13 protein-coding genes are annotated in these 21711 nt (G+C 74.6%); 9 read left to right on the forward strand and 4 right to left on the reverse strand.

Annotation, left to right across the window (positions count from 1 at the left end; genetic code table 11):
- The first annotated feature begins 71 nt into the window (after positions 1 to 71).
- The 7 genes from ABT354_RS12835 to ABT354_RS12865 all read left to right on the forward strand — a co-directional run bounded on the left by ABT354_RS12835 (position 72) and on the right by ABT354_RS12865 (position 11816).
- Entirely contained in the window at positions 72 to 2030 is a 1959-nt protein-coding gene (locus ABT354_RS12835; RefSeq protein ID WP_351492640.1) for a phage tail protein, read from the forward strand.
- Between the two features lie 12 nt (positions 2031 to 2042).
- Positions 2043 to 3404, forward strand: coding sequence for a hypothetical protein (locus ABT354_RS12840; RefSeq protein ID WP_351492642.1), 1362 nt, complete (start codon positions 2043 to 2045; stop codon positions 3402 to 3404).
- A 2-nt stretch (positions 3405 to 3406) separates the two neighbouring features.
- Complete coding sequence (locus tag ABT354_RS12845; RefSeq protein ID WP_351492644.1) at positions 3407 to 5437, forward strand: hypothetical protein; 2031 nt, start codon at positions 3407 to 3409, stop codon at positions 5435 to 5437.
- Entirely contained in the window at positions 5434 to 6594 is a 1161-nt protein-coding gene (locus ABT354_RS12850) for a hypothetical protein (protein WP_351492646.1), read from the forward strand. The genes ABT354_RS12845 and ABT354_RS12850 overlap by 4 nt, the downstream gene beginning before the upstream one ends.
- The gene (locus ABT354_RS12855; RefSeq protein ID WP_351492648.1) at positions 6591 to 7148 is read left to right on the forward strand and encodes a hypothetical protein; all 558 of its coding nucleotides are present in this window, start codon (positions 6591 to 6593) and stop codon (positions 7146 to 7148) included. Before ABT354_RS12850 ends, ABT354_RS12855 begins: the two co-directional genes overlap by 4 nt.
- Positions 7149 to 7168: 20 nt before the next feature.
- Positions 7169 to 9115, forward strand: a complete 1947-nt coding sequence (locus ABT354_RS12860) for a hypothetical protein (RefSeq protein WP_351492650.1) — start codon at positions 7169 to 7171, stop codon at positions 9113 to 9115.
- Positions 9116 to 9677: 562 nt separating this feature from the next.
- Complete coding sequence (locus tag ABT354_RS12865) at positions 9678 to 11816, forward strand: ATP-binding protein (protein WP_351492652.1); 2139 nt, start codon at positions 9678 to 9680, stop codon at positions 11814 to 11816.
- Between the two features lie 21 nt (positions 11817 to 11837).
- Here ABT354_RS12865 and ABT354_RS12870 read toward each other — a convergent pair whose 3' ends face one another.
- Both ABT354_RS12870 and ABT354_RS12875 read right to left on the reverse strand, forming a co-directional pair.
- The gene (locus tag ABT354_RS12870) at positions 11838 to 12776 is read right to left on the reverse strand and encodes a WD40 repeat domain-containing protein (RefSeq protein ID WP_351492654.1); all 939 of its coding nucleotides are present in this window, start codon (positions 12774 to 12776) and stop codon (positions 11838 to 11840) included.
- A complete protein-coding gene (locus ABT354_RS12875) occupies positions 12776 to 16426 on the reverse strand; it encodes a hypothetical protein (RefSeq protein ID WP_351492656.1) in 3651 nt (1216 codons plus the stop codon). Before ABT354_RS12875 ends, ABT354_RS12870 begins: the two co-directional genes overlap by 1 nt.
- A 283-nt stretch (positions 16427 to 16709) precedes the next feature.
- Here ABT354_RS12875 and ABT354_RS12880 point away from each other — a divergent pair, with 283 nt between their 5' ends.
- Positions 16710 to 16973 carry a DUF6225 family protein gene (locus ABT354_RS12880; RefSeq protein ID WP_351492658.1) on the forward strand — a complete coding sequence of 88 codons (264 nt, stop codon included), beginning with the start codon at positions 16710 to 16712 and terminating at the stop codon, positions 16971 to 16973.
- 135 nt (positions 16974 to 17108) lie between these two features.
- Here ABT354_RS12880 and ABT354_RS12885 read toward each other — a convergent pair whose 3' ends face one another.
- Entirely contained in the window at positions 17109 to 18311 is a 1203-nt protein-coding gene (locus tag ABT354_RS12885; protein ID WP_351492660.1) for a cytochrome P450, read from the reverse strand.
- 231 nt (positions 18312 to 18542) lie between these two features.
- Between ABT354_RS12885 and ABT354_RS12890 the strand changes: the two genes are divergently transcribed.
- The gene (locus ABT354_RS12890) at positions 18543 to 20453 is read left to right on the forward strand and encodes an ABC transporter ATP-binding protein (RefSeq protein ID WP_351492662.1); all 1911 of its coding nucleotides are present in this window, start codon (positions 18543 to 18545) and stop codon (positions 20451 to 20453) included.
- A 128-nt stretch (positions 20454 to 20581) separates the two neighbouring features.
- Here ABT354_RS12890 and ABT354_RS12895 read toward each other — a convergent pair whose 3' ends face one another.
- Positions 20582 to 21628, reverse strand: a complete 1047-nt coding sequence (locus tag ABT354_RS12895) for a hypothetical protein (protein ID WP_351492664.1) — start codon at positions 21626 to 21628, stop codon at positions 20582 to 20584.
- Positions 21629 to 21711: the final 83 nt, after the last annotated feature.

Raw genomic sequence — 21711 nt, forward strand, 5'->3', positions numbered from 1 at the left:
GTCGGGTGCGGGGGCGCGGCGGCCGGGTTCCGGCGGGTGCCGGGGACGGTCGGCGGGGCGGGAGGGCGGGGATGAGCTGCACACCGGGGCCCGGGACCTTTCGGCTGCTCGACGCGTGGATCGGATGGGACCCCGACACCGGCGGGGATGTGCCGGGGACCCGGGACATCACCGGCTTCGACGACCCCGAGGGGATCCGGCTGGCCCACCGGGACGTACCGGAGGGGCCCACCAGGAGCAGCCTGCTGCCCTGGTTCCCGGACCGGCGGCTGGCCCCCGGGTGCCGGCCCGGCAGCTGGTACTTGCTGGTCCCGGGGCGGAACCCGCGGCTGTTGCGGCGCGACGGCTGCGGCGACTGGCTGCCGGTCTGGCCACCGGAGTGCGGCCCGTCCCCGCTGCGCCGCCCGGTGTCGGTCGCCGCGCGCGGGAACCGGATCGCCGTGGTGGAGCCCGGCCGGGTGCTGGTGTGGGACCGGGCCGGGGAGCGGCTCACCTCGGTCGTCGTCCTCCCGGGTGCCCGCCGGGCGGCCCTCGCCCCCGGGGGCGAACTGCTGGTCGCCCGCCGGGGCCGTACCGATCTGCGCCGCTACGGCCCGGACGGGCGGCCGCGCGGCACGGTGCGCACCGGGGCCACCGGTGAGGTGATCGGCGTCCGGGCGGGCCCGGACGGCACGGTGTGGCTGCTCACCGAGGACCGGTCCCGGCTGTGGCTCCACCGGGGCGGCCGGGGTGGCCCCTTCCACCCCGCCACCGTGGCGGAGTTGGCCGCCGCGCTGCCCCCGAGCACCCTGGTGTCGGCCGGCGCGGACGGCTTCTGTCTGCGGGAGCCTGGCCCGGAGTCCCCCGTCACCTCCTGCTTCACCTGGTGCGGCGCGCCCCGTGCCACCCCGCCGCCCCCGGGCGGCACCTACCCGACCTCGGGGGTGCTGCTGACCCGGCCGATCGACAGCGGGATCGCGCGCTGCCGCTGGCACCGGGTGCGGGTGGAGGCGACGGTGCCACCGGGTACCTCCGTCGCCGTGGAGGTCGTGGTCTCCGAGGACGACCAGTACGAGGAGAGCGACTGGCAGCGGATGCCGCCGGGCCTTCCCGATGTCCTGGTCGACCAGCCCCCGGGCCGCTTCCTGCGGCTGCGGCTGCGGCTTGCGAGCGATGGTTCGGCCACCCCGGTGATCCGCCGGGTGCGGCTGGACTTCCCCCGGGTGACCAGCGCGGATCTTCTGCCGCCCGCCTTCCGGGAGGATCCCGCCGCCGATGACTTCACCGAGCGGTTCCTGTCGCTGTTCGACGCGACCCTGTCCGGTCTCGACCGGACCATCGAGCGGATGCCCGCCCTGCTGGACCCCGACGGGGTCCCGGACCGGGCGCTGCCCTGGCTCGCGGGGCTGCTGGGGCTCGCCTACGAGTCCGGCTGGTCCGCCGCGATCCGCCGGGAGCTGCTGGCCGCCGCGCCGGAGCTGTACCGCCGCCGGGGCACCCCCTGGGCGCTGCGCGAGGCGGTCCGCATCGTGTTCGGGGTCGCGCCGGTGATCGACGAGTCGGCGGCGGACCGGCGCTGGGCGCAGATCCGGGCGGCCGGGGCGCCGGGGGGCGAGGGGCTGGGCACGGTACGGCTGTTCGGCCGGTCGGCCGGCCGGTTCCGGGTGGGTGGTTCGGCCCTGGGCACGGCACCGCTGCGCGCCTTCGGCGACCCGGACGCCGATCCGCTCACCGCGCACGCGTTCCGGTTCCGGCTGCTGCTGCCCGCGGGCTCGGTGGACGAGCGGGCGCTGGCCCGGCTGGTGCGGCGTCAGGCGCCCGCCCACACGGTCGGATCGGTCCGTACCGGCGGTGGCGGATTCGTGGTCGGCCCGCGCTCCACGGTCGGGGTGGACACCGCGTTCGTCCCGCTGCCGCCGCCGGTCCTGGGCGGTGCCCGGCCGCCGCGGCTCAACCGTGACGCGGTGTTGCGGCCGGGACCGCGCGGAACGCGGTGCGGTGTGGGTGTGGGTGTCGTGTCCGCCGTCGGTGTGCACACGTGGATGTCTTGAGAGGACGGGGCGATGAGCGGGAACGAGAGCGGATCGGCGGCGGGTTTCGAGGCTCCGCCACTGCGCAGGCTGCGGTACTTCCACGGCCAGATGCTGGGGGCCCGGGACTTCCAGCGGGAGCAGGACTACCTCCGCGAGAAGCTGAAGCTGCGGATGCGCTGTCTGCTGGGGTACGGGGTGGTGTGCGGGCTGCACGTCCGGCCGGTGCGGCCCCCGGGCGGCGACTGCGCGGACGGCGAGGACACCCCTCCCCCGGTGGAGACCGGGGTGGAGACGGGGGTGGATCCGGCGGCGGAACCCGGGGCCGCCGGGGAGACCGCGGAGACGGCGGACAGCTCCGGCGGCGGTGACGGCGCGGACCGTACCCGGCGCCGGGCGCTGGTGCGGATCACCCCCGGCCTCGCGGTGGACTGCGACGGCCACGAGGTGGTGGTCCGGGACGGCTGCACCATCGACCTCTGGAAGGCGCTGCCGCCGGACGAGCGCGACACGGACACCGTCTGGATCGGCGTCGAGTACGCGGAGCGGCCGGTCGAGCCCACCCGGGCGGTCTACAACGACGGCTGCGCCGAGGCCCCCGACTGCGAGTTCGGCTGGACCGAGGAGTGCTGGACGGTCCGGGTCACCGGCTGTGAGCCGCCCCGCGACCGGCGCTGCGACAGCTGCTGCTCGCGCTGCTCGCACCGGGTGCTGTGGCTGGCCCGGATCGACCGGGTGAACTGGCACCGGCCGGTACGCCCGGAGCAGATCCGGATGGATGTCCGGCGCCCCTTCGGCCGCCGGGTCCCGACGGTGATCACCGGGGTGAACTGGATCCACGGCCACACCTACAGCGTCGAGGAGGCCCGCGCGCTGCTGGGCACCCAGGACGAGAGCGGCGGGCTGGTGGTGCGGTTCTCCGACGGGGTACGGGTGGACACCCTGCGCCCCGGGGTGGTGGAGATGCAGGTGATCGAGGGCGGCGCCGGGCGCTCCGCCTCCACCTGGTACATGGGCGGTGACTTCCGGGAACCCTGCGGGGACGAGGAGGAGTTCACCGACACCTTCCGGTACCGGCAGACCACCCGCGAGACCCTCCAGGACGGCGACCGGGTGCTGATCACGGTCCGTACCGCCTTTCTGCTGGACCGCTGCTGCCATCCGGTCGACGGGACCCATGTCGGCGGGAAGGTGCCGCTGATCGAGGAGGGACACCCGCACGACGGCGCGGCGGACGCGGCGGACGGAGCGGACTCGTCGGACGGGACGGACCCGGCGGGCGGTGGGGGACGGGGCGGCTGTGTGCTGCCGCCGTCCGGTGTCGGCCCCTGGACCTCGGGCTCCGGGGCGGGCGGCGACACGTTCGAGAGCTGGTTCTTCGTGAAGGAGCGCTGATCATGGGAACAGGTTGCGGTTGCGGCTGCGACGGCGCCCCCGCCGGGGGGACGGCGACGGTCCCCGACGGCTCCGGGGCGCTGGGGACCTCCCCCTTCGTCCGGCCCCGCTTCTTCGCCGGTCAGCTGCTGACGGAGGACGATCTCGGGCTGCTGGTCGACTACATGACGGCGAAGAGCCGTCTGCACCACCGTTCGCTGTACGGGCCGGGGGTGGTCCGGGGCCTGGATGTCGCCTGTGACCCCTGCGGCGGCGGCAGTGTCACGGTGACCCCCGGGCACGCGCTGGACTGCGCGGGCCGCGACATCGTGCTGGCGTGCTCGCTGCGGGTCGATGTGCGGGCCCTGGTGCGGGAGCGGCGGATCGCCTCGCTCGGGGTGGACTGCGGCGAGCCGTGCGAGGAGGACGGGGCGCGCCGTTACGGCCTGTATGTGCGGTACGAGGAGCTGCCGGTGGACCCGGTGGCCCCGTACGCGACCGAGGAGCCCTGTCCCTCGCCGGGGTGTGTGCCCTCGCGGGTACGGGAGGGGTTCCGCTTCGTCGTCGGCCCGGAGTGCGCCGAGGACCACGGCCACAACCCGGGCACCCGGCTGCTCGCGGTCCTCGGGGACCGGTCGGCGGCGGAGACCGTCCGGGAGCGGGACCGGCGGCTGGGCCGGTATCTGGACGCGCTGTACACCGCGGTCCTGGCGCCGAACCGGCCCTTCCTCCTCACCGGGGCGGACGCCCAGCGGTACGCGGTGTCCCTGGCCTATCTGCGGGAGCGGACCACGGGCGGCACCCCGCCGCCGGAGCAGGCACGGGAGCTGACCGAGCGGGTCCGGGCGCTGGCGGCGTCGGTGGCCCGGTTCGACACCTATGACCGGGCCGGTCAGGAGGGTCTGGTGCGCGACCATCCGGATCTCTCCTCGGTGGCGGAGGCGCGGACCGTGCTGGGCGCCGTGTGCGACCGGCTCACCGGCACCGACACGGACGCGGTCTGGCCCGAGGCGGCCCGCCGGTCCCTGGCGCGGGCGGTCGTCACCGAGACCCGGGCCCGGCTTGTGCCGGGGCAGGGCGGCGGGGACGCCCCCCTGGAGCTGCGGATGCTGGCCCAGGGGACACCGCTGAGCCATGCGCTGCGGGTGGAGTTCCGGGGCGATCTCACCCTGGTACGGGAGTGGCTGCTGGGCCGCTTCGACCGGACGGCCGCCCTCACCGACTGCGCGCTGCGCGGGGATGTCACCCGGGTGGAGGTCCCCACGCCGCTGCCGCCGCCACCGCCGGGCAGCACCCTGCCCTCGACCGTGGCGGAGCTGCGGGCGCTCGCGGACGCGGCGGCCGATCTGACCTGGGCGGTGCGCCGGTTCGTCACGGGCGCCGCCTGTGCGACGCTGAGCCCGCCGTGCGGGGAGTGCGGGGACACCGATGTGCTGCTGGCCCGCTTCCGGCTGGAGGGCTGCGATGTGGTGGAGATCTGCGGCGCCACCCGGGAGCAGGTCCTGCCCGGCGGCTCCGCGTACGGCGAGTGGCTGCCGAAGCTGCCCCGGCTGAGGGAGCTGGCGCGCCGGCTGTGCTGTGTGCCGGTGCCCCGGTACGAACCGCCGCGGATCCCGCCGGAGGGCCCGGTGGACCGCCCCTATCCGGCCGGGCTGCTGGACCCCTGGGCACGGACCGGGGAGCTGGAGGAGATGCTGGCCCTGCTGCTGACCCCGGCCCCCGGGGAGACGCCGCCGAAGGGGCTGCGGGACCAGTTCTCGCCGCCGGAGCCCGTGGTGTCGGAACTGAGCACCCGGGTGGACGAGCTGACGGCGACCCTGGCGGGGCTGCGGTCCGCCCTGGAGGGGACCCGGCGGGAGCTGGACGAGGCACGGGAGGGGCTGCGGCTGGTGACCCAGCGGGTGCCGCAACGGCTCGGGCCCCGGCTGGAGGCGCTGGAGAAGGCCCCGGGGGCGTCCCCGCAGCCGCCCGCGAAGCCTCCGGTCAAGCCTCCGGTGAAGCGGACGCGCGCGCCCAGGGCCCCGAAGACGCCGAAGGCCGGTGAGACCTCATGACGGGCCCGCTGCGCCCCGCGTTCCACGAGGGCCAGATCCTCGCCGCCGCGGATCTGTCGGCGGCGGTGGCGCACGCCCGGGGGCAGACGGCCCGGCATGCGGCGCAGCTGCACGACTGGGGCATCGCCGAGGGGCTCGGCCTGGTGACCCGGCCCCGTACCGACCCGCTCACCAACGACCGGTTCGTCGAGGTGAGCGTGGCCCCGGGGATCGCGGTCGACGGCACCGGGCGGGAGGTGGTGGTCGCCGCCCCGGTGGTGCTGCGGGAGAGCGACTTCGAGGAGGTCAACGGCGCCGACCGGATCGGCGGCGAGCTGTATCCGGTCTTTCTGACCGCCGCCGATCTGACCCCGGCGGCCGACCCCCGGCCGGATGTCTGCGGCGTCACCGCCGGGCGGACCCGGGTGGAGGAGGGGTACCGGATCGTCTACGGGCGGCTCGGTGACGAGCGTACGGTCGCGGAGCAGGAGCCGCCGCCGATCGGCGCGGACCCGGCCGAGCCGCCCCGGCGCTGGCTGCTGCTGCTCGGCTATGTCCGCTGGGAGAACGGGCACTTCACCGGGGTGGAGACCACGGCGCGCGGGGTCGCTCCGCGCGGTGCCGGGGTCCGTGCGGACACCGTGTCGAGCCGGTCCGGCTCGCTGGCGCTGCGCACCGGCCGGGAGCCGCAGGAGGGCAAACCGGTCCTGACCCTCTCCGGCGAGGATCCACCGAGCCTGGTCTTCGGGCTGTACGGGGGCGCGGGCACGGTCACCGAGCTGATGACGGTGGCGGCCAACGGGAATCTGTCGATCGCGGGCAGTTTCAGCGGGCGGATGTCGGTCGGGAGCACCCTGGTGGCGTCGGGGACGGCGACCGACGGGATGCTGCTGCCGCTGCCTTCGGGGGTCACCCCCGAACAGGTCGCCGACGGGCGGGTGGTGGTGCATGTGCGGCTGACGCCCCGGGTGCCACCGCTGGCCACGGAGGAGACGCTGTACTGCCCGGTGGCGGCGGAGGTGGACGCCGACGGCCGGGTCCGCTGCCGGATCCGGCTGTACACCCCGGCGGGTCCGGAGCGGTTCGCGGATGTGCCGGGGGCGGTGGACTTCCTGGTCCTGGCGACGGTCCCGGCGACGGCCCCGGCGGCCCGGGCGGCGGGAGGTGACGGGGCATGAGCCTCTCCCCCACGACCCTGTCCGCTCTGTACTGGCGGGAGACCGGCCATGTGGTGGGCGCGCTGTCGCTCACCGGGGCGGGTCCGGTGACGGATGTCGCCGCGCTCACCGGGCGGGTGCTGCCGCTGGGCGTCGGCGTCGCCGGGGCGCTGCCCCTCGCGGTCGCGCTCCCCGCCGACCGGCTGGGCGCGGTCGCGGCCGACGAGGAGCCGGGGGCGCTGGCCGAGCCGCTCTCCTACGGTGTCGAGACGGCCGAGGGGCGGGCGCGGCCCACCCTGGTACGGCTGACCCGCTGGACGGGCGGGATCACCCTGGCCCATGACGGGATCACGGTACGGCTGCCCCAGCCGGTGCTGGCGGCCACCACGGTGGTGGCGCTGGTCGGGGACGCGCAGGAGACCCTTTCGGCACGGGGGGTGATCGGCGAGGGCCGGACCTCGCTGACGCTGCCCCTGTCGGTGGACGACGGTGCCTACGGGGTGCTGGTGCTGGCCGCGGGATGGGCCGGGCGGCTCCACCGGGAGGAGCTGACGACCCGGGCCCCGGGCCCGTGATCACCGTACGGCGGTGCACGGTGACGGTCGTCCGGCGCGGCGGCTGGAGCTGGGGAGAGGATCCCCAGGCGCTGGTGGACCGGGTCATCGACGCTCTTCCGGAGCTGCTGGCGGAGCATTTCGCCGAGGTGCTGGCGGGGGACGGGCCCGATGTGGAGGTCACCGGGCCGCTGACGGTGACGGTCCGGGCGGCCCGTCACCCGGCGGCGGGCGGCCCGGGGCAGCCGGTCGAGATCTCCTTCGGCTCCGCGGAGCCGGCGGTGGTCCCCGTCGGCCCCGGTCCGGCGGACGGTCCCGGGGCCCCGGCGTGGGAGCCGTCCGGGGCGGTGGACCGTCCCGGGTCCCCGCCGGTGGCCGGGGCGCTCTTCGAGGAGCTGGCCGCCCGGGGTGAAGCGGGCGCCCTGCTGGCACTGTTGCCGGACGACACCCTGCGGCTGTGGCTGCGGGCGCTGCTCCCCGGCGGACGGGCGGGGGAACCGGTCGGAGCGGTCCTCGCCGAACTGGCCCGCCGGGGCCCGGCCGTGCCCTCGGCGGCGCCCACGGAACCCGCGGCCGGTGCCCCGGATGCGGCGGGCACCGGCCGGGGCGGCGGCGGGGCCCCGGCGGAGGCCACCGCCTTCGCCGGGGCCCTCGCGGCCGGTGACACCGACGGTGCCGCGCGGGCGCTCGCCGCCGTTCTGGCGGGGCCCGGGGCCGCGGCGGGCGTCCCGCTGCTGCGGGGAGCCGTCGGGCGGCTGGGCGCGGAGGAGTCCGTCCGGCTCTGCTCCGCGCTGACCGCCGTCGCGGAGCCGGGCGCCCTCACGGTCCTCGCGGACCTCCTCGGAAGCGGCAGCGGAACGGCAGCGGAGGCGGCCGGTCCGGTGGCACCGCAGGACCGGGGCGCACCCGGGGAGCCGGATGCCCCCGGGCACCCCGCTCCCCCGGCCCGGCCCGTCCCCCGTACACCCGGCCCGCCCGCCGCGCGGACGGGCGGCGAGGCGGCGGTACGGTCCGTCCTGCCCTATCTGCTGGTGGGGCCGCTGGCCCGGATCGGCTATCTGGACGCGGTGGGCCCGGCCCTCGCCGCCGCCGAACTGGAAGCGGAGGCTCCGCTGTTCGCCATGGCGCTGGCGTACAAGGTGCTGGGCCCCACCGCGCGCGGCTGGCGGCGGGAGCCCGGGGACCGGGAGACGGCGGCGGTCTTCGCGGGGCTCGCGGCACCGCCGCCCGAGGAGGAGCTGACGGACTTCGCCCGCCGGGCGCGTCCCGTCCTCCCCACCCTCGACGCGGTGCTCGCGCTCGCGGTGTGCCGGGGCCATGACCCGGCCGACCCGCTGCTGCTCGCGGGGGCCGGGGGCGGGCTGCTGCTGGTCGACGCCCAGGGCCTGTTCCCCATCGCCTGGTCGGCGCGGGCCGCCGGTCTGCTGCCGCACTGGCGCGCCTGCGGTGCCCCGCCCCTGCTGGTCTGCGGGGAGCCGCCCGCCCCCGGTGAGCTGGGCACCCTCGTCGCCGCCGGGGTACGGACGCTGACCTCGATCCGGCCGCTGCGCGGGGACCCGCTGGTGCGGATCCCGGGGCGGACACCGCTGTGGGCCTCCCCCGGCCCCCCGCCGGACCCCTCGCTCCGCCGGGCCCTGCCCGGGTACGGGGAACGCCTCGTGGAGCTGGTCGGGGCGCTGGTCACCGAGCGGCTCGCGGTACCGCTGGAGGCCCGGGGCGAACTGGAGCGCACGGTGACCCTGGCGGCGGCGCTGGGACTCGCCACGCTCGCCTGGACCCTCTGGCGGGAACGGGAGGTCCCGGACCCGGTGTCGGCCCTGACCCGCTTCGCCGACCTGGACGCCTCCGTCCGCTTCGGCCCGGACACCGTCCGGGTCCGGATCCCGCTGGGCGCGCGCCACGCGGATCTGCTCCGGCGCGGTCTGCTGGCGGATGTCCGCGACGTCCCCTGGCTCGGCGGACGCACCCTGACCTTCTCCGGCGGCTGACCCGATGAGCACCGGGGCGGCCCGCGCCGCACAGGGCCCGGCACCCCGCCGGCCGGGAGCCGGGCGGGCCGGGTCGGGCCGTGGTCAGCCGGCCCGCCTTCCCAGCTGGCGGGATCGGCGCCGGGAGGTGCGCCGTACCCCGGCCCGCGCGGTGGGTCGGCGGCGGATCCGGACCCCCGTCCGGACCGCGACGCGGCGCGAACGCCGCCCGCCGATGACCCCCGTACCCGTAAAGGCCCCCGCGCACCACCCCCCGACCGGACAGGACAGGACCGGGGAGAACACCGGAGGACGGCCTCCGGCACCACCGCGCGGAGGGGGAGGAGATCCGCGGTCCGTACGGCCGCGCGGGTTGCGGCGGGGCGGGTCCACCCGGCCGGCCGCGACGCTCCCCCGCCTGACGGGTCCGGCACACACGGCGAGGCATCGATGGACCCGGCCCGCCGGACCGCGCGGCGCCGCACGGGTCCGCCCCCACGGCCGCACCGGACCATGACCCGATGGAACAGGGGCTCCCCCTCCGCCCGCGCGAGAGGCGCCCGGCACACCCCAGGAGGCGAACATGACCGCGTACGCGGTGGAACATCTGCGGATCCGGCTCGCCGGAGTGCATGAGGCGCTGCGCGAGGCCGTGGCGGAGCGGGCCGCGCTGTCGGCGCGGCTGGCGCGGCCGGATCTGGTGCCGTACTGCGTGACGGATGATCAGGTCGGGGTGCTGCTGGAGGAGGTGGACGCGCTGGCCGGGGCGGCGGAGGTGAGCGCCCCGCACGGGCCGGCCGAGGACGGCGGGGGCGGGGAGCGGGAGCTGCGGCGGCTGGCCGCGGCCGAGGGCGCGGTCCTGCCGCTGGACGCGCTGGCCACCCGGTTCGGGCTGGACCGGGTGGCCCAGGATCTGCTGCTGCTGGCGCTCGCGCCCGAGCTGGACCAGGGGTACGAGCGGATCTACGCGTATGTCGTGGACAGTCTGGAGCGGCGGCTGCCCTCCGTGGAGCTGCTCATCACCGTCGGCTCCCCCGCCGGGGCCCCGGGCGCACGGCTGCTGCGGCGCCGGGCGCTGTCACCGGAGGCACCGCTGCGCCGGTACGGTCTGCTCCGGGCCCATGGCCGGGCCCCGGTGGAGCTGGCCCAGGAACTCCTGCCCGGCCCGGGGGTGTTCGGCTTTCTGCTGGGCTGGGGCGGCGAGGCGGGGCTGCTCGGCCACGACCCCGGCGAGCTGCCCGGCACCGGTCCGCAGGGCGTCCCCCCGTACCCCTCGTCCCGGGCACTGACCCGGCTGGGCCATGCGCTGGGCACCGGCTCCATCGATCTGGCCGGGCTGTGGGGGTGTGCCCCCGGCGGTCAGCTGGACGCGGTCCGGGCGCTGGCCCATGCCTCGGGGCGGCCGGTGCGGCGGCTGACGGACGACCCGGAGGCGGATGTCCGTACGGCGGCGGCGCTGGGCGCGGTGCTGTGGATCCCCACCGATGTGCTGCGCGAGGGACGGCCGGAGCCGGAGCCGGGCGCGGGACCGTCCTTCCCGCCGCCGGGCGACGCGGTCGCCGCCGTGCTGATGCGTTCCCGTACACCGGTCTGTCTCACCGGGGTACGGCCCTGGCGGCCCGCCGGGCTGCTGGCGGGCCGGGCCTACGCGGAGCTGACCATCCCGTCGCCGGGGCTGCCGGACCGGCGGGCGATGTGGTCGGCGGCCCTGCCCGGTCTGGACGGGGAGCTGCTGGAGGATCTGGCGGCCCGTTACCGGATGAGCACCGGTGAGCTGCGCGCGGTCGCCTCGGTCGCGGACGCCGGGGCGCGGCTGGCGGGCAACGGCCGTCCGGAGCCGGTGGCCGGGCATGTGGCGCCCGCGGTCGCCACCGTGACCCGGGGCCGGGGCGGCGGCGCCGTCCAGGCGATCACCCCCCGGCGCACCCTGGAGGACCTGGTGCTGCCCCGGGCCCAGGCACGGCAGCTCCAGGAGATCGTCTCGGCCTCCCGGGCGTGGCCCCGGGTGGCGGAGAGCTGGGGCTTCGCCCGGCGTTCGGCGCATGGCGGGGTGAAGGCGCTCTTCACCGGGGAGCCCGGGACCGGCAAGACGCTCTCCGCCGAGATCGTCACCGGTCTGCTCGGGCTCGAACTGCTGCGGGTGGATCTGGCGCAGCTGGTCTCCAAGTGGGTGGGCGAGACCGAGAAGAATCTGGAGGCGGCGTTCCGGCAGGCCGAGGAGAGCCATGCGGTGCTGCTGTTCGACGAGGCGGACGCGGTCTTCGGCAAGCGCGGCGAGGTCCGGCAGGGTACGGACCGGTACGCCAATGTGGAGGTCGGCTATCTGCTCCAGCGGCTGGAGGCCAGTGACGGTCTGGTGATCCTCACCAGCAACCTCAAGGACAACATCGACCCGGCGTTCACCCGGCGGTTCCACTTCGTGGTGCACTTCCCCCGCCCCGCCGTCCCCGAGCGCCACCGGCTCTGGCGCCTGGCCTTCCCGCCGGAGGCGCCGCTCGCCCCCGATGTGGACCTCGACGCCGTCGCCCGGCTGGACCTGACGGGCGCGGGCATCGCCTCCGCCGCCCGTACCGCGGCCCTGGCGGCGGCGGACGGCGGTGGCTCGACGATCACGATGCGGCATGTCGTCCGGGGGGTGGCGCGCCAGTTCCAGCGGGAGGCCCGGCTGTTGCGCCCGTCGGAGCTGGCCCAGTACGCGGAGCTGCTCGCGGAGGACGCCTGAGGTATCGACCGGGCCCGCCGCTCAGGGCTCGACCCGGTGGACGAGCGCGGCGCCGTCGTCGCCTCCGCTCAGCAGCAGGGTGCCGTCGGGGGTGAAGGCGAGGGACTTGATCCGGCTCCGGTGGCACTGCCGGGCGTCGAGCAGGACACCGTCGCCGAGTCGCAGCACGAGCAGGTAGCCGGAGAAGGTGCCGAGGACGCAGTGTTCGCCGTCGGGGTGGAAGGCGGCGGAGAGCGTGCCCCCGGAGCCGGCGCCGAAGGTGTCGGGACAGTGCGGCTCGTTCCGGCCGGTACGCCAGAGCACGGCGGAACGCTCATGGGCATCGAGGGCGAGCAGATACTCCCCGGTGGGCCCGTAGCCGAGCCAGTGGAGGCGCTCGGGTGCCCCGTCGAGGACGGTGGGCGGCGTACCGGCGGGCAGGGGGTGGACCCGTACGGTCGGTTCACCGGAGCCGCCGACGGCGAACGCGGCCCGGTCGGGGTGGATCGCGGTCAGCGGGGAGAGGAGGGAGAGGACGGGGTCACGGGAGCCCGGGGGGTCCTGCTCCCACAGGGTGCGGCCCGTCCCCAGATCGAGGATCCGGGCGCGCTCGCCTCCGGTGGCGAGGAGGGGTCCGGTGACGGACGCCCAGACCACCTCCCCGTCGACGGGTTCGGTCCACCGGCCGGTGGTGCCGTCCCGCAGGAAGAGGCGCTTCCGGGTGATTCCGGCCACGGCGAGCGTCCCGTTCCCCGCGCGGACCAGGACCTGGCAGGTGTCCCCGCCGTCCGCCAGGGGGCAGGGTCCGGGGCCGAGCAGCGGGACCCCCGAGGGGAGGCTCCAACGGCTGAGCGCCGGGTGCCCGTCGTCGGTGGCCCACTGTCCGACGACCACATCCGTGCCGTCGGGGGCTATCGCGAGCCGGGTGACGAGCGAAGGGTTGGTCAGTGGCAGAGGTCGGGGTGGCTGGGTGAGTCTCATCAGACGATCGGCTTCCCTGTCTTGTCGACAAAGGGGCGGCCGTCGATGCGCTTGGCGCCCGGTGCCCCGCCGTCGGCGATTTCACTGGTGAAGGACGTTCCGAGTTCGCGTTGCTGACCGTACTGGTCTCCGCCCGCCTGGAGCTTGGTGTTGTGGGCCGCGGTGATGAGCCTCCAGTTGGTCTGGTCGACATTGTGGGCCCGGCGCTCCGCGTCACCCTGCTTGTGTCCGTCACTCTTCCACTGCGTGGCGAGCGCCTTCTTGTGGTCGACGTGGTACGCGGTGGCGGTGATGTCGGAGACCTTGAGCTTGCCCTGGTCGAAGTGGAGGAGTGCGTCCTTGGGGAGTTGCAAGGCGACGTCGAGCAGGACGAGCGCGGCCCTGCCGGCGGGTTTGGCCAGCTTGAGGGCATCCCCCACGGCCTGGGCCACCGCCTTCTTCTGGGCGGTCCGCCAGGACCCGGACTTCGACTTCCAGCCACTGCCCAGGACATAGAGCCGGGTGCGCACGGGGTAGCCGGGCGGCAGCAGCCGTTCCTTCGGAGGGTCGACGAACTGCTTCATCGCGGGCAGTTTGCTCAGGGCGGGAATCTGATCGGCGAGCAGCTTCTCGACCGGCTGGTAGACCGCCTGTTCCTTCTCGGCGAGCCACTTCTTGCCGAGCGCGTCCATCTCGGCCTGGGTCATGGGCTTCTTCTTCGGATCTGCCTGGAGCCTCGCCTGTCGCTTGTTGACCCTCTTGGTGACCGCCGCCTCGACCTTGCTCTTGTTGGCGAGCCAGCTCTTCTGTGCGTCGGTCATCCTGACGAGGTGGGTCTCGACATTCTTGATGGCGGCGAGGGCCGCGTTCTTGTCGGGTCCTGGGGCCATCGCGGTCGCCTCCTTCTTCAGCTGGGTCATCACGGCCCGGATCTCGCCCGCGAAGGCGCTGGCGACGGTGATGCGCAGCGCGGTGTCCGAGGCGTGGGCGGTCAGGGTGTGGCGCTCCCCGCCGGCCATGGTGAAGGGCCGGGCGACGGTCCTTCCGGCGATCTTCCCGCCGATCCAGGTGAGGGCGGCGGTCACCGCACCCCTGACGCGCTGTCCGGCCCGGACGGTCGCCCGGCCGACCCGGGTGCCCATCAGCCGTGCGCCCAGGCGGCGGACCAGGCCCACGATCTTGTCGATGACCCAGTCGATCGCCCGGTTCACCGGCCGGGCCACCGCCTCGATCAGCTGTTTGACGCGGTTGGCGATGCCTCCGAGACCGAGGAGCGAGGCGAGGAAGCCGAGGAGGACCGGGATGGAGCGGGCCAGGGCCCGTTCGATCAGGCCGGGGACGGCTCCGGTGGCGCCCCGGGCGATGGCGATCACGGAGTCCAGGACGGCGTTGACGAAGTCGATGATCTGCCGTGCGCGGGTGACAACGAAGGTGACCACGTCGATGATGAGTTTGACCGCGCGGACAAAGGCGGACGCCGGGTTGAGCAGGGAGAGGATCCACATGATCCCCGCGGTGACGATCGTGGGGGTGACATAGCCGATGACCTTGTCCAGCAGGTTCTTGCGCAGATCCCCGACGCGGGCCCGCAGCTCGTCCCACATGCCCTCGACACCCCGCTTGCGCACCTCGGCGACGAGGGGGACGGCCGTCTCGGCGGCGGCGACCAGCCGTTCGGGGACCTTGCGGACCAGCCGGGAGCGGATATTGGCCCAGGTCAGCCCGAGGAGTGAGGCGATCATCGTCAGCACGCCCCGGGTGTCGAAGGTCGCGGGGAGCTGGAGTCCGGCCTCGGTGGCGCGGCCCATCAGCCAGGAGATGACGCCCCGCTGGAGATGGGTGCCGATGTTCCGCAGGAAGAGCTTCAGCCCGGCGCCCACGGCGGAGACCAGGTTGCGGAGGAAGCCGATGGGGTCCTTGAGGATGAGCATGACGGCGGTCGCGGCCTTGGCGAGGACGCCCAGGAGCAGCCGCTTGAGTTCGAGGACGGTCTCGATGACGCCCTTGACCGCCGCGACGGCCTTGTCGACCAGGCCCTTGTTGGCCTCCCGTTCGGCGGCGATCTCGTCGTCCACGCTCTTGAGGGCGTCGGTGTACTTGGTGGCGAGGGTGTCGACGAGTTCGGTGCCCTTGTCGTCGACCGTACGGGCGAGGTCGTCGAGGCGGTCGGTGAACTCCGCCGCCGCCTCGCGGCCGATCGTACGAAGCCCTGCGGGCAGGCGCTCCACCTCGGCCCGCAGCTCGCCGCGGCCCTCCGCGATGCGGCGCTTGGCCCGGTTCAGCTCATCGGCGATCAGGGTGGCGACGTCGCCGATGACCTGTCGCATCCGGGCGAGGTATCCGGCGCGGGCGTCGTCGAAGATCCGGTCCGCCTCGGCGGGCAGCCCGACGAACTTGTCCTTGACCCAGCGGAGTTTGCCGACGGCCCCTGAGTAGCGGCGGTCCTTGTACTCGTCCATCCGGCGCCGGTGTTCGGCGGTGAAGGCGTCACGGGCGGCCTTCTCGCCGTCGCCGAAGCTCCGGTCGACCTTGGTGTCGAGCTCCTTGAGGATGGACTCGACATCCTTCTTCATCGCGTCGAAGACGGTCTGGAGCCGGGCGGTGACCTCGGTGCGCTTCTCCTCGTCGCGGCCCTTCGCGCCCTGTTTGCCCGCGCCCATCTGCTGCCCGGCGAGGGTACGGCGGCCGGCCATGCCCGCCATGGCTCCGGTGCCGAGGCGCCGGGCACCGGCGGTGGCGGTGTTCAGCTCCCCGGCCTCATGGGCGCGCATCCGGCGGGGGGCGCTCGCGGAGTGCTGTTCGGCGGTCTTCTTCTGCTGGAGCGCCCGGGTGAAGGCGGGTTCATTGGCGCGGCGCAGCTGGCTTTCGGTGAGCCGTGCGTCGGTGAGGTCGCGGCCGACCCGGGCGGGCCCGGCGGAGAGATCGGTCGCCGAGGGGGGCAGCCGGTCGGGGACGGCCCCGGCCGGGTCGGGGCCCGCGGGGGGCGGCGGGGGCCGGTCCCCGGCCAGGGGGGTGACGGGCTTGGGGACGGCGGCGGAGGTGTCGGGCGGGTCGGCGGTCGTGGTGGCGATCTGCTCGGCGGAGTCCGCCGTACCCGCGCCCACCTGGCCCTGGACCTCGGCCTGTACCTCTTCGGCCTTGCCGGAGTCGGCGAACTTGTCGGCCTCGTCCAGGTTCTTGGGCGCCTTGTCGGCGATGGCCTTCTCCACGGCGCGGATGAAGGCGTCCCGGTCGAAGGTGCCGGGCCGGGCCTCGTTCATCCGTTCCGCGTTGGCCGCCTTGCCCTGGGCGACGGTGTCGTCCCGGGGCGGCACGGCGGCGGCCTGGGCGGCGGCGGCCTCGGTCCGGGCGGGCGGATGGGAGGTGGCGACCGCGCGCTTCTTGCGGGTGACGTCCTGCTTGAGCGCGGCGAACTTGGGGTCGGCGTGCGGGCCGGGGCGGCGGCGGGCGGGCGGTGCGGGCGCGGCGCCCCGGGCGGCGGCGACCGCCGCGTTGCCGGCGGTGCCCTGTCCGGGCGCGGGCGGTGCCCCGGCGGTGAAGGCCGTGGCCAGGGCGGCGTTGGAGACGGTTCCCCGCACCGGGGCGGCGGGGGCCCGCCCCGGGCGGCGTTCGGTTCCCGCGGCGGCCCGGGGGCGCGGGGCGGGTGACTTCCGCGGTGCCGGCGGTGCCATCGGACGGTGACCTCCCAGGTGCCCCGTCGGGGCGCCGGACGGAAAGCTGCGCCCCACGGTCCCATGCGGGGCGTGACGGGGCCGTCGCCATCCGGCCACCGGATCGTCCCCCGGCCATGGCGGGGGCGTGACGGGGGCGTTCCCCGGGCGGTGGCGGAGCGGCCGACGCGGCGCCCCCGGGGAGGCCGGGAGCGGGGGCACGAGGGCCACACGGGGGACGACTTGTCCGTCTTGTCCGGCGCGGTGACCGGGCGGGCGGGGTGGGCGCGAGTAGCCTCGCGCCATGGCTGAAACTATTGACCACACTCCACTGGTGTGGACCGCTGGGCAGCTCCGGCAGGCACTCGACGGGCTGCCCGAAGACACCCCGCTCCATGTCGCGGTCGCGGACGGTCCCGGTGACTTCGCCGGGTACAGCGAGTACGCCCTGGTGAGCCTCGACCAGGTGGAGAAGGACGCTCCGGAAACCGGGACTCCGACCACCCTGGTCGAGTACACCCTCTTCGCCGACTACAAGGCGGGGCTGTACGATCCCGATCCGTTCTGACCCGTCCCGCACCCCGCACGTCGCCCCTTCGCGCACGGCGCCGCCCGCCGGGAGTCCCGGCGGGCGGCGCCGTCGTGCCGTACCTTCGTACGGCCGTACTGTCGTACGGTCATAGGGACTTCGGGCCCACCGGCCTCAGCGCAGAAAGACCGGGAGCCGTACGGGCCCCCGCAGCAGCGCCCCCTTCTTCCACTCGACCGCACCGGGGGCGACGGCCAGCCGGGCGTCGGGGAAGCGGCGGGTCAGCTCCCCGATCGCGAGCCGCATCTCGGTCCGGGCGAGGTGCGCGCCGGCGCAGAAGTGCGCGCCCGCCCCGAAGGAGAGATGGCGGGAGGCGTCGCCCCGGGTGAGGTCCAGGACCCCGGGGTCGTCCTGGAAGGCGCCCGGGTCGTGGTTGGCCACCGGCAGCAGGGCGGTCACCCCCTCCCCCGCCCGGATCGGGCAGCCTCCCAGCTCGGTGTCCTCGGTCGCCACCCGTACCATGCCGCCGACCGGGAAGAGCAGGACATGGCGGAGGAGTTCCTCGACCGCGTTGTCCACCAGCTCCGGTTCACGGCAGAGCAGGGCATAGTGCTCCCGCTCGGCGAGCAGCGCATAGAGGGAGTGTCCGAGCTGTTCGACGCTGGTCTCGTACCCCGCCCCCAGCAGCATCAGCACATTGTTGATCAGATGGTCGTGGTCGAGTCCGCCCTCCTCGTCCGAGACCCGGGTCAGTTCACTGGTGAGATCGTTCCCGGGAGCCCGGCGCTTGGCGGTGACAAAGGCGTCGATATAGGCATGGAACTCGGCGAACGCCTCCGCCGCACCCCCGCGTCCGGCGGTGGAGGACAGCAGACCGGTCCATACGCCGAAGCGGTCCCGGTCGGCGAGGGGGACGCCGAGCAGCCGGCAGATCACCCCTATCGGCAGGGGTCTGGTCAGCCCTTCGACCAGATCCACCGGCTGGGGCGCCCGCTCCAGCGCGTCGAGGAGTTCGTCCATCAGCGCGGCCACCCAGGGCAGCATCCCCTCCACCATCCTCGGGGTGAACGCCTTGGCGATCAGGCGCCGCATCCGGGTGTGCTCGGGGCCCTCCATGCTGCTGATCATGAAGGGGAGCGAGGTCCCCTCACCGGTACGGGGCGCACCGGGCTCCACCGCCGCGCTCCGGCTGAAGACGGGATCGGTCAGCACCCGGCGGGCCTCCTGGTGGCCGAGCGCCACCCACAGGGAGTCCCCCTCGGCCAGCCGGGTGCGGACGACCGGTGCGCTCCGCCGCAGTTCCTCGCCCTGAAGATCACGCGGTCCGTTCGCCGAGTCGGTGAAGGGAAAGAGCGGCAGTTCCTCTGAGCGGGCCACGGGGACTCCTCATCCACAGCGGACAGTTGGGCGCACTCTCCCGCCGTGTCCGCGGACCGACAAGCGGGTGGTACGACCTATCACGGGGGGATTCCGGCTCCGGTTCACCCCGGCCGACCCGCCCAGCCGAAGGCCGGCCCCGCCGACGCCCCGCCGGTGCCCCGGCCGGGTCGCCGTCCGCCATCGCTTGACCTCAACCTTGGTCGAGCTTCTACGGTCACCGTCATGAGCATGGAAACCACAGCCTGGATACAGCTTCAGTCCGTCATCAGCGCCCAGGGGGACCGCCGGGCCGACGCCCGCGCCACCCTGCGCCGCATCCTGGTCTTCGCCCGTCCGCACCGCCGCCGGCTGCTCTGGTTCGTCCTGCTCAGTGTGGCGACGGCGCTGCTCGCGGTGGCGACCCCGGTCCTGGCCGGCCGCATCGTGGACACCATCGTCTCCGGGGGCGGGGAGGGCATCGTCATCCGGCTCGCCCTGCTGATCGCCGTGATCGCGGTGGCGGAGGCGGGACTCGGTCTGCTGGAACGCCGGCTCTCCGCGGGGCTCGGCGAGAACCTCATCCTCGATCTGCGGCAGGCCGTCTTCGACCATGTCCAGCGGATGCCGGTCGCCTTCTTCACCCGGACCCGTACCGGCGCCCTCGTCAGCAGGCTCAACAACGATGTGATCGGCGCCCAGCGGGCCTTCAGCTCCACCCTCTCCTCCGTGGTGAGCGATGTGGTGACCCTGGCGCTGACCCTGGCCGTGATGCTCACCCTGTCGTGGCGGATCACCCTGCTGGCGCTGGTGCTGCTGCCGGTGTTCGTGGTGCCCGCCCGGCGGATGGGCCGCCGGATGGCGGTCCTCCAGCGGGAGGCGGCGACGCTCAACGCGGCGATGGGCACGCGGATGACGGAGCGCTTCTCCGCACCCGGGGCCACCCTGGTCAAGCTGTTCGGCAGGCCGGAAGAGGAGTCGGCGGCGTTCGCCGCACGCGCCCGCCGGGTCCGGGACATCGGGGTGCGCACCGCGATGGCCCAGACCGTCTTCATCACCGCGCTCACCCTGGTCTCCGCGCTGGCCCTGGCGCTGGTGTACGGACTCGGCGGCTGGTACGCGCTGCGGGGCGGCCTGGAGCCCGGCGCGGTGGTCTCGCTCGCCCTGCTGCTGACCCGGCTGTACGCGCCGCTGACCTCGCTGGCGGGGGCCCGGGTGGAGGTCATGAGCGCCCTGGTGAGCTTCGAGCGGGTCTTCGAGGTGCTGGACCTGGAGCCGCTGATCACCGAGAAGCCGCAGGCCCGGAAGGTGCCGGAGGGCCCGGTGGCCATCGAGTTCCAGGATGTGCGCTTCGGCTACCCCGCCGCCGACCGGGTCTCCCTGGCCTCGCTGGAGGAGGTGGCCGCGCTGGACACCCGGGGCGGCGAGGAGGTGCTGCACGGGATCTCCTTCCGCGCCGAACCCGGCCAGACCATCGCCCTGGTCGGCTCCTCCGGGGCGGGCAAGTCGACCGTCGCCTCGCTGCTGCCCCGGCTGTACGACGCCGACGCGGGCACGGTCCGCGTCGGCGGGGTCGACGTACGGGAGCTGTCCGCCGAATCGCTGCGCGGGACCCTGGGGATGGTCACCCAGGACGGCCATCTGTTCCATGAGTCGGTACGGGAGAATCTGCTGCTCGCCCGGCCCGGAGCCACGGAGGAGGAGCTGTGGGAGGTCCTGGGCCGGGCCAGGCTGGACGCCCTGGTAAGCGCCCTGCCGGACGGGCTGGACACCGTCGTCGGCGAGCGGGGCTACCGGCTGTCGGGAGGTGAGCGGCAGCGGATGACCATCGCCCGGCTGCTGCTGGCCCGTCAGCGGGTGGTGATCCTGGACGAGGCGACCGCCCATCTCGACAACACCTCGGAGGCGGCCGTACAGGCGGCGCTGGCGGAGGCGCTGGAGGGAAGGACCGCGGTGGTCATCGCCCACCGGCTGTCGACCGTGCGCACGGCCGACCAGATCCTGGTGGTGGAGGGGGGCACGGTGGTGGAGCGGGGCACCCATGGGGAGCTGCTCGCCGCCGGGGGACGGTACGCGGAGCTGTACCGGACCCAGTTCGCGGCCCAGGAGCAGGCCCCGGAGGAGGCCGACCCGGCGGTGGCGCGGGTCACCGCGCCCGTCTGAACCACCGGGCGGGGACCGCTGTGGACACGGCCACCGGCCCGGTCGCGCGCACTGCGCGGCCGGGCCGGTGGTCGTCGGCGTCACGGTGCCGGTGTCCGGCCGCGCGGAGCGGTCCGGGCACCGAGGGGTCAGGCGGTCTCCTCGAAGGAGAAGCCCTCCGACGGGGCCTCGTCCAGGCCGGCGCCGGACAGCTCGTCCGCGCCCATGCCCCCGAACATGCCCTCGAAGACCTCGTCCATGGAGAGCGGGGCGGCACCGGCCGGGGCGGTGACCTTCTCACCCTTGCCGAAGGTGACCTTCAGGCCGAACTTCTTGACCTTGGGGTCCTCGGTCAGCTTGGCCAGGTCCACGTTCAGCTCGGTCAGCGTGCCGTCCTTGAGCAGGAACTCGGCCTTCACCTTCTCGTTGGGAGCCTCCTTCAGCTCCTTGTCCGAGGGCAGGTTGGAGTCCCACTTCATCTCCTTGGCCAGCGGACGGAACTCCTTGACCAGCTCGGTGGCGAGGGTACGGAAGGGAGCCGTCGCGGTGATGCGCTCGGCGCCGTCCTTGCCGTCGGCGGTCTCGAAGTCGACCTCGCGGGTGATGACGTCCTGGAGCAGCTTGGTGTACTTCTTCTGCTGCGCCGCGTCCAGCGTCGGGACCGGCTTCGGCTTGGCACCCGGCTCGGTGGCCATCTGGTTCTGGGCCTCCCGCAGCTCCTGGGAGGGGATCTTGATCCACTTGCCCTCCAGAGCGTCCTTGAAGGCACCGGCCTCCTCGGGCAGCTCGTCGGCGCCGGGCATCGGGTAGCCCACCAGCTCGCCGAAGCCCTTGACGTTGGCCCGGACATAGGCGGTCTCGTCGACGACCCGGAACTCGATCAGGTCGTCGTCCTTGCCGCTGACCTTGATCGCCATTCCGGCGAAGTCCTTCTCGCCGGAGTCCTTCAGCGGCTTCTTGGAGTCCAGGGTGATCGAGACCCGCCCGTCGCTGAACAGGTCGGCGATCCCCTGGGGCATCTTGTCCTCGGGCGCGGAGTCCGCGTCGAGGGCCTTCAGGGTGGCCGCGTCGACGTCAAGACCGAACTCCACGGTGAGGGAGTTCTCCTTGCCCAGCTTGTCGAAGGCCCGGTCGATCTTCTGGCCGGCCGACAGGTTCTCCACCGTGCCACAGGCGGCGGAGCCGGTCACGATCATGGTGACGACGGCGGTTGCGGTCAGGGTCTTGCGTATGGCGGTAATGACGGTCTCCTCATGAACACGACCACGATTGTGATCGC

This window comes from Streptomyces sp. NPDC000594, from assembly GCF_040299965.1.
In the GTDB taxonomy this organism is placed as follows: Bacteria; Actinomycetota; Actinomycetes; order Streptomycetales; family Streptomycetaceae; genus Streptomyces.